Raw genomic sequence first — 13,372 nt, forward strand, 5'->3', positions numbered from 1 at the left:
TTCCCTTGGCCTGCCGGGAATCCGCGGGCATTCGGAGTATTGCGTTCGGCCGATTGCTGGTAGGTTCGCCGAACTGGAAGGCGGAGCAGACGCCGGCGGCGGCCCGGTCGACACCCGAACGCGCGTGGTGAGGCGAATCGCATGCGAGACGATGTGGTCCAGGCGAGCTCGATCATCGGGCACTCCCCCGGCCAGGTTTGGGAAGTGATCGGCGATCCCGAGTCCTACTCGAGGTTCGTCGCGGAGCTCAGCTGGTGCGAGATCCAGCGGGCCGCCGAACGCGGACGTGGCCCGAGATGCCTCGTCCGGCTGGAACCACGGCCCGGCACGCTCATCGTCGGTGACATCGAGGCACGGGTCTGGCGGCCGGGCGAGCACGTCGTCTGGTGTGGTGTCGAGAACGACGGCAACTGGGTCTCGGTCGAGCTGAAGCAAGCTCCCGGAGGCGGCACCGAACTCACTGCTCAGCTGATGCTCCCGGCGCCGCAGCCGCGACTGGTGTCCGCCGCGTCGTTCGAACGCACCGTCCGCGCGGTGGCCCGGCGCATCGATCTGCACCTGTCCGGGCGGGCGGCGTCGCCCGATGAGGAACCGGCGCACACCAAGGCCACCACACTGCACACGGCGAGCACGCTGATCAAGGCCGGGGTGCTCGCGGCCGCGCGGCCGGACAAGATCGCCCGGCAGCTCACCTCGCTGTCGCAGTGGGGCGCCACCGTCGCCGGCGGCTACACGGCGAACGCCGCCCGTGTGCCCGAGGAAGTCGCGCTGCACGACGAACGCCACGTCCGGACGTTCAAGCAGACGGCGGAGCGGAGCAACCAGCTCGCGAACGCGCTGGCGGCGCGCGGGGTCCGCGCCCGCGACCGGATCGCCCTGCTGTGCCGCAATCACGCCGCGATGGTCGAGTCGCTGATCGCGTGCAGCAAACTCGGCGCGGACGCGATCCTGCTCAACACCGGCCTTTCCGCCGGCGCGGTCGCGGATGTCATCGGCCTGCACCAACCGGTCGCGGTGCTCGCCGACGACGAGTTCTCGCGGATCATCGCCGACATCCCCGGCGACTTCCTGCGGCTGTCCACGTGGCCGGAGACCGAGAACGGCCATCCGACGATCGACCAGCTGATCACCGGGGTGCCCGCCACCAAACGCAAACCGGTGGACCGGATCGGCAGGCTCGTCGTCCTCACGTCGGGCACCACGGGAACCCCCAAAAGCGCACGCCGCCCGACGCCCAAGGGACTCACGACGTCGGCCGCCATGCTGGACCGGATCCCGCTCCGCTCCGGAGACCGCTTCGTGGTGGCCGCGCCGCTGTTCCACAGCTGGGGACTCGCCGGGATGCAGATCGGGATGGCCGTCCGCGCTTCGCTGTCCTTGATCCGCCGGTTCGACGCCGAAGAGATACTGCGGACCATCGCCGAACACCGCTGCGGTGTGCTGTTCGCCGTCCCCATCATGTTGCAGCGCATTCTCGACCTGCCCGAACAGGTCCGCAGCCGCTACGACCTCTCGTCGCTGCGGATCGTCGCCAGCAGCGGATCCGCGCTGCCGGGCACGATCGTCACCGAATTCATGGACACCTTCGGCGACGTGCTCTACAACTTCTACGGCTCCACGGAGGTTTCGTGGGCCAGCATCGCCACACCCGAAGACCTCCGAGCCGCGCCGACCACGGCAGGCCGCTGCCCGCCCGGCACCCGCGTCGCCATCCTCGACGACGACCACAACCGTGTCCCGCCGGGCTGGGAGGGGCAGATCTTCGTCGGCAACGACATGCTCTTCGAGGGCTACACCGACGGCGCCGGCGTGCCGCGCGCCGAAGAGCTGATGGCGACCGGCGACGTCGGCTACCAGGACGCCTCCGGCCGCCTCTTCGTCACCGGCCGGGCGGACGAGATGATCGTGTCCGGCGGGGAGAACGTGTCCCCTCGTCCGGTCGAGGAGGCCATCGTCGCGCTGCCCGGCGTCCACGAAGCGGCCGTGATCGGCGTGCCGGATCGCGAGTTCGGGCAACGCTTCGCCGCGTACATCGTCCCGAAACGCGGCGCCCGGATGAGCGCGGACGACGTCCGCGCGTACATCCACCACCGGCTGGCGCGCTTCGCCGTGCCGCGGGACGTGTACTTCGTGGAGGAACTGCCCCGGAACGCGACCGGGAAGGTGCTCAAGCGGCTGCTGCGGGACGAGACCTGGCCCATCGACCAGTGAGACGGCGTGCGCCAACTCGTATCTCGCGTGCTTGGAGGCGGATCACGCGTGTGTACAGCCGAAAGACCCGGCCCCGGCGTGTTGCGCCTCCAAGCACGCGAGATACGACATCGGCGCTGCCCACCACCAGCGCGCCAGCACCCGCGAAGAACTCTCATCGTCCCCTTCGGACGGTCCAAACCAGCTCCATCGCAGGTCGGGAGTCCCTAGAATCGGCCCATGAGACGGCTGGCCGTGGTGGTCTTCAACGGGGCGTCGCTCGGCGCCATGTCCTTCGCGTTCGGCGTGTTCGAGATGGCTTCCGCCTTCGGGGAGCTGCCCGACCTCGATCTCAAGGTCGTCGGCGGTGAACCGGGGACCGCGCTGCGAGGCGGTGGGCTGACCGTGCCGGTCCCCGAAGACCTCGACACGGTCCGGGACGCGGATCTGGTGCTGGTCCCGAACTGGCGGTCGCCGATGGAGGATCCGCCGGAAACCGCGCTGGAGGCGCTCCGCGCGGCGCACGACCGGGGAGCCCGGGTGGCCGGGTTGTGCAGCGGTGCCTTCGTGCTGGCCGCGGCCGGGCTGCTCGACGGGCGCCCCGCGACCACGCACTGGGCGATGGCACCGCTGCTGGCGGCCCGGTTCCCTGCCGTCCTTCTCGACGAAGCGGTGCTTTACATCGACGACGGCGACATCCTGACCGCGGGCGGCGGCGCGGCGGGGATGGACCTCGGCCTGCACCTGATCCGTTCGTGGTGCGGCGCGGAGGTGGCGAACCGGCTGGCGAAGGGCATGGTCGTCCCACCGCACCGGCCCGGTGGGCAGGCTCAGTACATCGAGTCGCCGATGCCGGAACTCGACGAGGGCGACCCGGTGTCGGAGACGATGGCCTGGGCGCTCACCCGGCTGGACACGGCGCTCCCGGTCGACGAACTGGCCAGGCGGGCGCATATGAGCAGGCGCAACTACGACCGCCGGTTCCGGGAGATCACCGGTGCCGCACCCGGTACCTGGCTCACCCACCAGCGCGTCATCCGCGCTCAGCAGTTGCTCGAATCCACCGATCTCCCGGTCGACGAGATCGCCAGGTACTGCGGGTTCTCCTCGTCCGCCGCCCTTCGCCCGCATTTCCGGCGACAGGTCGGGGTCACGCCGGTGTCCTACCGGGAGACGTTCGGGCCGAGGCCGAGCGTGCCCGAACCCGTCCTGTCCTGACCGGGCTGTCTCAAAACCGACCACGGTTGGCGAAAACACCGCTCACGGCCGGCACCTCGGTCCGGCCACGATCGAGACATGACCGAAGACAGCCGTTCCTTCCTCAACCGCCGGTCCATGCTCACCCTCGGCGCGGGGGCCGCGGCCGCGCTGGTGGCCTCGGGTGGCATCGCCGAGGCCGGCCAGTCCGGCGCTCCCCACGACGCGGCACTCGCCCGGTCCCTGCCCGGCGGGTTCCGCAGCGAGTACGCCCAGGTGGACGGGGTCCGGCTGCACTACGTCGCCGGTGGCCGCGGCGAGCCGCTGATCCTGTTGCCGGGCTGGCCGGAGACGTGGTGGCAGTACCACAAGATCATGCCGGAGCTGGCGAAGCGGTATCGCGTGATCGCCGTCGACCTTCGAGGCATGGGCGGCTCGGGCAAGCCCCAAGGTGGTTACGACAAGAAGACGATGGCCCGCGACATCTTCGGGCTCCTGCGCGGCCTGGGTCTTCGGCAGGCGCATATCGCCGGGCACGACATCGGCGCCATGGTCGCGTTCGCCTTCGCCGCCAACCATCCCGAAGCGACGAAGACCGTCACCCTCATGGACGTCTCGCATCCCGACGAAAGCCTGTACCAGCTCCCGATGCTGGCCCCGCCCGGACAACCGGTGAACGTCTGGTGGTTCGCCTTCAACCAGGTCGCGACGCTGCCCGAACAGCTGCTGACCGGCCGGTCACGCTTTCTCGTCGACTGGATGTTCGACCGGCTGGCGGCCGATCCGGCCTCGATCACGGCGCGGGGTCGGGCCGTCTACGCCGCCGCGTACGACCGTCCGGACGCGATCCGCGCGGGGAACGGCTGGTACCGGGCGTTCGGCACGGACATCGAGGACCAGAAGGCGTACGCGAAGATCGCCGCCCCGATGCTCGGACTGGGCTCGGAGTACAACTACGACCATCTCGCCGCGGTACTGCCGTCGAAGGCGGCCGACGTCCGCGTGCGGAAGATCGCCGGGGCCGGGCACTTCGTCGCGGAGGAGCAGCCACGCGCGGTTATCGACGAGCTACTGGCCTTCCTCGGGTGAGGCACTACCCGGAACGGGTCGACGCCGCGCGCTGAGCCGCTCGGTTCACTCGGTCAGGTGAAAGACGCGGCCACGCGTCATTCTCGCGACCGGGCCCACTCTTCCCTGGTGTGTCGGTACCGGCCGGGCAGCCCCCCGAACGGCCGGTACCGACATGGAAGTCCAGCTCGACCGATCCACCAGCGGGCCTTGTAGATCCACGCGCCGTGCAGCGCCAGCTCGGCGCGTGGAAAGGCCGGCCGGACGGTGTCCGTGCACCACGTGCGCAGGTGACCGTCCTGCACCGAGGCCGTCAGGATCTGCCCGGTCCGAGGGTTCGTCGACACACTTTTCACGTGTGGCCGGTCGATCTCGCCCGCGTCCGCATGACGCCGGGTGAACCCACCGCTCGTCTTCGAGAACTGGTACACGCCCGCTTCCGTGGTCACCCACAGCAGATCCAGCCGGTGCGGGACCGGCTGGAGGTCGTGCCCGCCCTTGCTCGGCACCGGCACGGACCGCTGTCCGGTGAGCACCGGCGCCGCACGGGACCCGCCGACGCTCGACGCGACAAGCGCGTCGGTGCCCAAGGCCCACACCACGTTCCGGCCGGCGTCCCAGACCACGCCGTGCGCCCCCACCAGCCGATACTCGGTGCAGGTCGTCGAACGCTGCCCTTGGGAAGCGGTGTAGACCCGCACCCGGCCACCGGTGCTGGCCGCCACCGCCATGTTCCCGTCCCGCAGCAGTTCGATGCTGTGCGGATTGGCGGGAACGCCGACGTCAGCAGATACTTCTCCCCGTCCGTTCGGCGAGTTTCGCGTCACTCGGGTTGCTCCACGAGCCCATCGGCTCCGCCAGTCCGTTGGCCGCGTTCGGCGCCCACGCCCAGCTCGGCTTCCGGTGCTGCCAGGAGGTGCGGTCGGCGGGAAGGACCAGGATCCGTTCGGACGCCTGCTCGGTGAGGACGACCGAACCGCGATCGCGCCCGCCGCGGATGACGGGCGGGTGACGGCGATCGGAAACGTGGGTGTCGACGAGACGACCCGGAGCGCCCTGGCGCGGTCCCGTCCCGGTCCACGACGAACCGCCACCCGGCTGGTGACGAGCGGGGACGAGGGCCGCCACCGCCCGGTCGACGGCTGTGGGCAACGAGATCTTCGTCATGGTCTCCGGGGGAAACCGGTGATTGATCCACCTTCTTCCGGGGTACCCAGCGACCGCAGCGGTCGCCGGTCACGAACTCCGCGGACTTTCGCCCCCGACTCCCGGAGAGCGGGGACTGAGGACCCTGTGCCGCGAACGGCGGCGGTGAGAGCCTCGATGACCGGAACGGAGCCGACGATGACGGACAAATGGACGATCGACGTGTCCCTGCAGCACGAGCCGAACCGAGTGCGCGCGGAGGCGTTGCTCCGCCTCGAAGACGGTGGCGAGTTCGTCGGTGTCGGACTCGCGGAGGCCGGGTTGAGAAACAGTTCGGCCTCCCAGATCGGCGCCTATCTCGCGGTGACGCGGGCACTCTCGGACCTCACCGCGGAACTGCTCGAGACCGTCGCCTCGGACGTCGCCCGCTCGATCGAGGTCAACGGGGTCCTCAGCGCGCAGTCGGCGAACTGACCCGGATCAGCGCAAGGGGGCGGACCAGTCGACCCTGGTTCCGCCCCCGTCCCGGGCCTCGGCCTGGAACGTCCCGCCCGCCTGTTCCGCACGGTCACGCAGCTCCCGCAGTCCCCCGGCGCTTCCGGTGCCGTCGTCGGTGACCACGATCCGCAGGACGTCGTCCTGCACGGCGACGCTCACCGAAACACCGCTCGCGCGCGCGTGCCGGACGACGTTGCCGACCGACTCCCGCACCACCGCCTCGACGTGTTCGGCCAACGACGGGGGAATCGAGTCGAGCGGTCCGGACAGGCTGATCGTCGGGTGGACCGGTGTTTCTTCGGTGAGTTCGGCGATCGAATCGTGGAGGCGGTGCCGCAGCCGCACTCCCTGCCGCCCCGCCTCGCCGCCGTGGAGATCGAAGATCGCCGTGCGGATCTCGTGCACGATCTCGTGCATCTGGTCGATGCTCTCCCCGATCCGCCGCCGCAGTTCAGGAGTGTCCGCGCGGCGATGGGTGCTCTGCATGGTGAGACCGACCGCGAACAGCCGCTGGATCACGTGGTCGTGCAGTTCCCTGGCGATCCGGTCCCGGTCGGCGAGCACGTCGAGTTCCCTCGCCGTGCGTTGCCGCGCCGCCAGCTGGAGCGCGAGCGCGGCCTGGTCGGCGAACGAGGCCACCACCGGCAGTTGGGCGAGCTCGAACGGGACCGCGCCGGGGTTCCTCGCCGCCATCAGCACCCCGGACGTGCGTTCTCGCGCCCGGAGCGGCACCACGAGCGTCGGGCCCAGGCCGAACCCGCCATCGGCGCCGAGTGCCAGTTCCGGAACGCTGCGAGGGGTCCGGTCCCGGTAGACCGCCCCTGGCACGGAATCGGCGACGCTGATCCGCGCGCCGGTCAGTTCCGCCGCCCGCGCGCCCGCGCACACCGCGATGGTGAGTTCGTCGGACTCGTCCGGGCCGATGTCGAGCCCGCCGGAACCGGGCAGTGCCAGCAGGGTGAGGTCGGAACCGGTCAGTTCCAGTGCCCGCCCGGCGATCAGGTCGAGCGCGTCGGCGGGATCGGTGCCGCCCAACAGCTCCGTGGTCACTTCGCTGGTGGCGGCCTGCCACTGCTGGCGGATCCGTGCCTGCTCGTAGAGGTGGGCGTTCTCGATCGCGATGCCCGCCGCGGCGGCGAGCGCCTGGACGACCACCTCGTCGTCGTCGGTGAAGGCCTCACCGCGTTTTTCGGTGAGGTACAGATTCCCGAACACCTCGTCGCGCACGCGGATCGGCACACCGAGGAACGACCGCATCGGCGGATGGCGTGGCGGGAACCCGGCCGATGCGGGATGCCGCGAAATATCGGCCAGCCGCACCGGTCTCGCCTCCTCGATGACGAAACCCAGCAGCCCGTGCCCTTTCGGGAGATGCCCGATCTGTCGTTCCGTCTCACCGTCGATGCCGAGATAGACGAATTCGGAGAGCGAACCGTCGTCCGCGATCACCCCGAGCGCGCCATAGGTGGCTTCCCCGAGATCGATCGCCGCCCGCACGATCCGGCGGAGCGTCGCGTCCAGCTCCAGCCCCGAAGCGACCGCCAGCACCGCTTCGAGGAGGCCGTCCATCTTGTCGCGTGTGCCGATGAGCCGTTCGATGCGGTCTTGGAGGTCCCGCAGCACTTCGCGGACCCGCAGCTGGGAAAGCGCGCCGGTGATCCGGTCGTCGCTTCCGCCCAGCCGGTCATGAGCCGACATCCTGCTGCGCCTCCGAAGATCGGGACGAGTCGCGGCCGTGGTGACTTTCTCCTCTTTCGGTCCCGCACCGCGGACGGGGACCGTCTCCTCGAGACAACCGTATTACCCGTGGCGCGGCGGCGGGAGAAACCATGACCATACAAGTCACCGGGATCGGGCGCTTGAACTCCGAACAGGTGAATTCCGTGCTCCGGTCGGCCATGCTGGCCCCGTCGACGCACAACACCCAGCCGTGGCTCTTCCGCTGCACCGGGACCGGGATCGAACTCCACGCCGATCCGCGCCGGATCCTCCCGGTCACGGATCCGGACGGTCGCGAACTCGTTCTTTCCTGTGGTGCCGCCCTGTTCACCCTCAGGACGGCGATTCGGGCCTCGGGTTTCCACCCCGCGACGACCCTCGTGCCGAGCCGGACGGATCCCGACCTGCTGGCCGTCGTCCGCCCGCTCGCCGAACGCACGCCGGATCCGAAAATCTCGCGGCTCGCCCGCGCGATCCCGCACCGCCGGACCAACCGGCGGCCGTTCCTGTCCCGTGTCGTCCCGGACGCCACGCTCGCCGTGCTCCGGCACGCGACCGAACTCGAACACTCCTGGATGTCGCGTCTCGACGCCGAACAGTGCCGCCGGCTGCAGGACCTCACCGAACGCGCTCGCCGGGCGCAGTTCACCGACCCCGCGTTCCTCGCCGAACTCGGCCGCTGGACCGGACTGGGCGCGAACACTCGCGACGGCGTCCCGTCCTACGCGACCGAAGGCGCTCCCGCCGACGAAAGCTGGTTGCTCGACGAATTCCGCGGACCGCACAGCAACACGGGGCCGACTCCGCTCGTGGTGATGATCGGCTCGCTGACCGACGACCGGATCGACCGGCTCCAGGCCGGTCAGGCACTGCAACGGGTGCTGCTCACCGCGACCGGGGCCGGCCTCGACGCGTCGTTCATCTCGCCGCCGATCATGGTCCGTGAGGCCCGTGCCGAACTCCGGCGCCTTCTCGGCTGCGGGGTGTGGCCTCAGGTGCTGCTGCGCCTCGGCTACGGCGCGCCGCTGCCGTGGACGCCGCGCCGCTCGCTGGAGGACGTCTTGCTCGACACGCTCATCACCGCCTGAGACGGGGGCTGTCACTGACGCCGTAGTTCCGTGGCGAGCACGGCCGCCTGGGTGCGCCGTTGCATCCCGAGTTTCGTCAGCAACCGGGACACGTAGTTCTTCACGGTCTTCTCCGCGAGGAACATCCGCTCGGCGATCTGCCGGTTGGTCAATCCCTCGCCGATCAGTTCCAGCAGCGTGCGTTCCTGCTCGGAAAGCCCGGCCAGCGGGCCCTTCTTCGCGGCGTCGTCGCGGAACTTCGCCATCAGCGTCGCGGCGGCCCGCGTGTCCAGCAACGACCGGCCGAGGCCGACCTCCTTGACCGCCGCCACCAGGTCCATCCCCCGGATGTCCTTGATGACGTAACCGCTCGCGCCCGCCATGATCGCGTCCAGCATCGCCTGCTCGTCGGTGTAGGAGGTGAGCATCAGGCATTTCAGTCCGGGCATCTTGGAGCGCAGTTCCCGCGCGAGTTCGACGCCGTTGCCGTCCGGCAGCCGCACGTCGAGCACCGCGACGTCCGGCCGCGACGCCGGGATCCTCGCCAGCGCCTGGGAAAAGGTGGCGGCCTGGCCGACCACGCACAGGCCGGTGTCCTCCTCGAGCATGTCCGCGACGCCTCGGCGGACCACCTCGTGATCGTCGACCAGAAACACCCGGAGCATTACGACCTCCACGGTTTCCCCTCCTCGAATGAGAGCGTACGGCGCACGGCCGGTCACTGCGACAGGCCAAAGGGCCTTGTTCGGCGCCCGTTCGGGTGGCCGCCGCCGTCCGGAGGGGGTTCATTTGCATCATTCGAGTCAGGACGTTCTCTTCTTCCCGTGCCGGTCACGCCGCTGCGACGATCACTTCATGTCCGAAAACACGATTTCGACGGCCACGTCGGCCGGCTCGCCCGACCCGGCCGACGACCTCGTGGCCATGCGCGACCGCGTCCGCTTCTACCGGGCCCGCGCCGAGCAACTCCAGTACGCGCTGGATCACCGGGTTCCCATCGAACAAGCGAAGGGAATCCTCGCCGAGCGTTACCAGATCGGCGTCGACGCGGCGTTCGAACTGCTTCGTTCCTTCTGCCGCAACAACAACATGAAGATCCACGACGTCGCCAGGACGCTCATCGAGCAGCCGAGCGAAGGCCATCGCCGAGTGCCTTGCTGAGTCACGCCGAGTTCGGCGGGGGGCCCGCGACCACCACCGGCGCCGCATATCGCGCGGGCACGGATCGCGTGATGAACCGAATGCCGCCCCCCAGACTCCGGGTGCTCGTCGCGGACGACAACCCGGTCATCGGCGACGCGTTGCGCGCGCTCCTGGAATCCGAACCGGACATCGAGGTGGTCGCCGTCGCGCTGGACGCCGGTGCAGCGGTCGCGCTCGCGGAACTGCTGATCCCGGAGGTCGCCGTGCTGGACGTCCGGATCCCCGGCGGGGGCGGCGCGTGGATGGCGCGGGAGATCCGGCGCAGGGTGCCCCGCACCCGGCTGATGGCGTTCTCCGCGCACAGCGACATCCGGTCCATCGCCCAGATGGCGTCCGCGGGCGTCACCGAGTACCTGGTGAAGGGCAGCCCCAACACCGAAATCATCGCGGCCATCCGCCGCCTCTGCGCGAAGAGCCCCAACGGGACCGAGTAGGCCGCGGTTCAGTCCACGAGCCGGCGTTCCATCCGGGTCGGCAGTTCCTCCGCGTTCACGGGTTTGGTGACGTGATCGCTCGCTGTTGTGCTCGGTTCCACCACGAGCACCTGTTGTTCCGCGCCAGCGGCGCCTTCGGTGGCCCCTGTGGGAACCTTGCCACCGGCAGACAGAAGGGGAACGTGCTTCCCGTTCCGAGCGCGCTCTCCGCCCGGATCTCGCCGCCGAACAGATAGGCGACCTCACGACTGATCGACCGGCCGAGCCCGGTGCCGCCGTGTTCACGGCTAATGGTGCCGGGAACGGCTCGTGGTGAATGTCCATCTTGCCGGCCTCGACCTGTTTCGGCGTCAGGTTCTGGATCGTGTTCTGCGCCAGGACCCCGGCAAGGATCAGCAGGGGCCGCCATCTCGTTCATCAGGACGTCGTCCATTTGGGGCAGCCTGATGCTGAAGTCGCCGTCCCGCATGGCTTTCAGACCTTCCAGCAACCGTTGCAGACCCTGCTCGTCTATCACGCCGCCCACCCGCACCGCGGCTCTCGGTTCCGGCATCGGAATGCCTCCTCAGTCGCGATCCAGTGGAATCCAGAAGATCACCGATGTCCCTTCGCCCGGCCCGCTGGAGATCCGGAACCATCCTTGCGCCGCTTCCGCACGTTCCCGCATCGACGCCATGCCGATGTGCTCGCCCGACACCACTTCGCGGGCGTTCTCGACGTCCGGCTTCATCCCGTCGCCGTTGTCGTCGACCTTCGCCAGCAGACCGCCGTCCTGTCCCGTCAGCGAGACCACGACGGAGGTGGCGTTCGCGTGTTTCCGCACGTTGACCAACGCCTCCTGAAGGATCCGGAAGGCGGTGACGACGAGGTCGGGCGGTGGCTGGACCGGCAGCTCGTGCCGCAGCGTGCAGTCGAGTCCCCAGCCGGCGACGACCTCGTCGAGATAGTCGCGGACGGATGCGACCAGGTCGTTGTCGTTCAACGCGGGCGGGCGCAATTGGGCGACGAGGATCCGCAACCGCCGGATCGCCCCTTGGATCGCTTCGTCGAGTCGCCTCAACGCGGGATCCCGTCGTTGTGCGGCGAGCATCTGCACCCGCATGCTCACCGCGATCATCGACTGGATGGAATCGTCGTGAACATCCCACGCGATACGACGACGTTCGGTTTCCTGTGCCCGGACCAAATGCGCGAAAGCCTGTCGCCGTTCGGCCTTTTCCTCCTGTGATTTCCGGCGTTCGGTGAGATCACGGGTGACCTTGCCGAAACCGACGAGGCAGCCCTGTTCGTCCCGCAGTGCGGTGATCACGGTGTTGGCCCAGAACCGTTCACCGTCGCGGCGGACGCGCCAGCCCTCGTCCTCGCGACTTCCCAGCTCAGCGGCGATCAGCAACTCCGAGGTGGGTTTGCCGGTGGCGACGTCGTCCTCGAGGTAGAAAACGGAGAAATGGCGGCCGAGGATCTCCTCCTCCGCATACCCCTTGATCCGTTCCGCCCCCGGATTCCAGCTGATCACGCGGCCGTCGACGTCCAGCAGGTAGATGGCGTAGTCGACGACGCTGTGCATGAACAACTCGAACAGCACAGCGCCGCGGCGATCGGGGGTCCGTTTCGATGGCAGCATGGCCATAGTGCAGCTTGGCACCTGGATACCTCTCCCCGCTACGGCCGTTCGAGGAGGCCATTCTTCCGGGCATGGGCCACCGCTTCGAGTTTCGAATGGGTGCCGGTCTTGACCAGGATCCGCTGCACGTGATTCCGCACGGTATTCCGGGCCAGCCGCAACTCCTCGGCGATCCGATCGGTTCCCGCGCCCTCGGCGATCAGGCGGAGCACCTGCCGCTCCCGCAGGGTCAGCACCGGTCCGAGCCTGCCGGAACCATCGGCGAGCATGGCCAAGGCGCCGCTGAGCAGTTCCGAGTCGATGACCACGTCGCCCGCCGCGACGGTCCGGATCGCGGTGACCAATTCGTCGAGGAGACCGGATTTCAGCAACAACCCGGCCCCGCCGACCTCCAGGATCCGGGCGACGATGGCACTGTTCGCGTCACCGGTCAGCACGAGCACCCTGCTCGACGGCGAGATCGCGCGGAACCGGGCGATCGCCTCGATCCCGTCGCCGTCCGGCAACCGCCGATCGAGCAGGACGATGTCGGGCAGGTGCTCCTCCGCCGCGATGATCCCGCCCGCCAGTGACTCCACCGACGCCACCAGATGGATTCCCGGAAACTCCTCGAAGGCCGCGCCCAGCGCTTCGGCCACCATCTTGTGGTCCTCGACGAGCAGCACCCGGATCGGGGCCGGGGGCTTGGGCTGCGGGAACGTCGGGTTCGGCATGCACCTTCTCCGTCGATCGTGAGCTCGCCGATCCCCGAAACGGAGGCGAGACGCCGGGCGGGCATTCTCCCATCGTCTCCGGCCCGCTCGGCATTTCGAAGCCGACCCGTGACCCGCGGTACCCGTTCGGCGACCGAGAGAGGTCTTTGTGCCCTCGATGGCACGACCTTCGGCGGTGACCGGAACGGCCCCCGGTGCCTCATCGTCGGAGGGGACGCCCACCGGATCGTGAGCGCGGAGAGGGGACCGGGACGTGACCACGAGGATCTGCGAGACCCGCCGCCGTCCCGGCACCCACGCCGGCCTCGGGCGGGCGTCGATCGCCGCCGAGCGCGAGCGGGCACCGAGAGTCGCGGCGAAATCCGAGACGCACGCCTCTCTGCTCGACGAGGTCCTGACCATCATCCGGCATTTCGACGGCGCGGCCTTCGTCAAGCGGTCCCGGTGGAACCCCCGGGACCGGCGCGTCCAACGACTGCGCGGCTGGCTCGGCGGCGCGCCCGGCTGACGGGC

15 protein-coding genes are annotated in these 13,372 nt (G+C 69.3%); 8 read left to right on the plus strand and 7 right to left on the minus strand.

Annotated elements, in window-relative coordinates:
- Positions 1–141 precede the first annotated feature (141 nt).
- The 3 genes from P3102_RS21095 to P3102_RS21105 all read left to right on the plus strand — a co-directional run bounded on the left by P3102_RS21095 (position 142) and on the right by P3102_RS21105 (position 4,476).
- On the plus strand, positions 142–2,211 hold the full coding sequence (locus tag P3102_RS21095) for an AMP-binding protein (protein ID WP_276361084.1): 2,070 nt from the start codon (positions 142–144) through the stop codon (positions 2,209–2,211).
- Between the two features lie 219 nt (positions 2,212–2,430).
- Positions 2,431–3,408, plus strand: a complete 978-nt coding sequence (locus tag P3102_RS21100; RefSeq protein ID WP_276361085.1) for a helix-turn-helix domain-containing protein — start codon at positions 2,431–2,433, stop codon at positions 3,406–3,408.
- Positions 3,409–3,486: 78 nt separating this feature from the next.
- Positions 3,487–4,476 (plus strand): alpha/beta hydrolase, encoded by a 990-nt coding sequence (locus P3102_RS21105; RefSeq protein WP_276361087.1) that lies wholly within the window; start codon positions 3,487–3,489, stop codon positions 4,474–4,476.
- A 77-nt stretch (positions 4,477–4,553) separates the two neighbouring features.
- Here P3102_RS21105 and P3102_RS21110 read toward each other — a convergent pair whose 3' ends face one another.
- A complete protein-coding gene (locus tag P3102_RS21110) occupies positions 4,554–5,282 on the minus strand; it encodes a DUF6528 family protein (RefSeq protein ID WP_276361088.1) in 729 nt (242 codons plus the stop codon).
- Positions 5,239–5,622 (minus strand): hypothetical protein, encoded by a 384-nt coding sequence (locus tag P3102_RS21115; RefSeq protein WP_276361089.1) that lies wholly within the window; start codon positions 5,620–5,622, stop codon positions 5,239–5,241. Before P3102_RS21115 ends, P3102_RS21110 begins: the two co-directional genes overlap by 44 nt.
- Before the next feature lie 156 nt (positions 5,623–5,778).
- Between P3102_RS21115 and P3102_RS21120 the strand changes: the two genes are divergently transcribed.
- Positions 5,779–6,075 carry a dsRBD fold-containing protein gene (locus P3102_RS21120; protein WP_276361090.1) on the plus strand — a complete coding sequence of 99 codons (297 nt, stop codon included), beginning with the start codon at positions 5,779–5,781 and terminating at the stop codon, positions 6,073–6,075.
- A 6-nt stretch (positions 6,076–6,081) separates the two neighbouring features.
- Here the strand turns inward: P3102_RS21120 and P3102_RS21125 are convergent, their stop codons facing one another.
- Positions 6,082–7,797: a GAF domain-containing sensor histidine kinase gene (locus P3102_RS21125; RefSeq protein ID WP_276361092.1), complete on the minus strand. Its 1,716-nt coding sequence runs from the start codon at positions 7,795–7,797 to the stop codon at positions 6,082–6,084.
- 131 nt (positions 7,798–7,928) lie between these two features.
- On the opposite strand from P3102_RS21125, the gene P3102_RS21130 reads away from it, so the two are divergent.
- Complete coding sequence (locus tag P3102_RS21130) at positions 7,929–8,906, plus strand: nitroreductase family protein (RefSeq protein WP_276361093.1); 978 nt, start codon at positions 7,929–7,931, stop codon at positions 8,904–8,906.
- Between the two features lie 11 nt (positions 8,907–8,917).
- On the opposite strand, the gene P3102_RS21135 is transcribed toward P3102_RS21130, so the two are convergent.
- The gene (locus tag P3102_RS21135; protein ID WP_276361094.1) at positions 8,918–9,550 is read right to left on the minus strand and encodes a response regulator transcription factor; all 633 of its coding nucleotides are present in this window, start codon (positions 9,548–9,550) and stop codon (positions 8,918–8,920) included.
- A 190-nt stretch (positions 9,551–9,740) separates the two neighbouring features.
- On the opposite strand from P3102_RS21135, the gene P3102_RS21140 reads away from it, so the two are divergent.
- Both P3102_RS21140 and P3102_RS21145 read left to right on the plus strand, forming a co-directional pair.
- Positions 9,741–10,046 (plus strand): ANTAR domain-containing protein, encoded by a 306-nt coding sequence (locus tag P3102_RS21140; protein ID WP_276361095.1) that lies wholly within the window; start codon positions 9,741–9,743, stop codon positions 10,044–10,046.
- Positions 10,047–10,117: 71 nt separating this feature from the next.
- A complete protein-coding gene (locus P3102_RS21145) occupies positions 10,118–10,522 on the plus strand; it encodes a response regulator transcription factor (RefSeq protein WP_276361097.1) in 405 nt (134 codons plus the stop codon).
- 55 nt (positions 10,523–10,577) lie between these two features.
- Here P3102_RS21145 and P3102_RS21150 read toward each other — a convergent pair whose 3' ends face one another.
- From P3102_RS21150 to P3102_RS21160, 3 genes are read right to left on the minus strand one after another with little or no spacing between them, the layout of a single operon-like run.
- Positions 10,578–11,075, minus strand: coding sequence for an ATP-binding protein (locus P3102_RS21150; RefSeq protein WP_276361098.1), 498 nt, complete (start codon positions 11,073–11,075; stop codon positions 10,578–10,580).
- A 12-nt stretch (positions 11,076–11,087) separates the two neighbouring features.
- Positions 11,088–12,146 carry a PAS domain-containing sensor histidine kinase gene (locus P3102_RS21155; protein ID WP_276361100.1) on the minus strand — a complete coding sequence of 353 codons (1,059 nt, stop codon included), beginning with the start codon at positions 12,144–12,146 and terminating at the stop codon, positions 11,088–11,090.
- A 38-nt stretch (positions 12,147–12,184) separates the two neighbouring features.
- Entirely contained in the window at positions 12,185–12,859 is a 675-nt protein-coding gene (locus P3102_RS21160; protein WP_276361102.1) for a response regulator transcription factor, read from the minus strand.
- Between the two features lie 253 nt (positions 12,860–13,112).
- Between P3102_RS21160 and P3102_RS21165 the strand changes: the two genes are divergently transcribed.
- Entirely contained in the window at positions 13,113–13,367 is a 255-nt protein-coding gene (locus P3102_RS21165; protein WP_276361103.1) for a hypothetical protein, read from the plus strand.
- Positions 13,368–13,372 lie beyond the last annotated feature (5 nt).

Origin of the sequence: Amycolatopsis sp. QT-25, assembly GCF_029369745.1 — a bacterium.
GTDB lineage: Bacteria > Actinomycetota > Actinomycetes > Mycobacteriales > Pseudonocardiaceae > Amycolatopsis.